The following is a 240-nucleotide window of genomic DNA, read 5'->3' as shown; positions in this document are numbered from 1 at the left end:
CAATTCACTGGCGCTGCGGGCGGCGCGCAGCGCGATATTCAGCATTGGCTGCATGGATAGGTCACCTAAGGTTGTTAAAGAAAGCCGAGCATTCTAGCAGAAAACTTTTGCAGATGAAGGTCGGCGTTCGCTTTGATTGCATTGATCCGCTGTGTGGCGCATTTCGTCAGCGGGTATTGGCCGCTCCTGTCGCGGGCTCTCAATAAGGCAGCGGAATTGGCAGATGGTTATTTTTGAGGC

1 protein-coding gene is annotated in these 240 nt (G+C 53.3%); it reads left to right on the top strand.

All coding sequences use genetic code 11. The features are described 5' to 3' along the window. On the top strand, nt 1–206 hold a 206-nt coding region (locus tag SB725_RS33585), incomplete at its 5' end, for a hypothetical protein (RefSeq protein WP_410923744.1). Nucleotides 207–240 lie beyond the last annotated feature (34 nt).

Source organism: Pseudomonas sp. SIMBA_041 (genome assembly GCF_046535095.1).
GTDB classification, from domain to species: domain Bacteria; phylum Pseudomonadota; class Gammaproteobacteria; order Pseudomonadales; family Pseudomonadaceae; genus Aquipseudomonas; species Aquipseudomonas mucoides.
The sequence above is the reverse complement of the archived record's forward strand: the minus strand, read 5'-3'. Positions and strand labels throughout refer to the sequence as shown.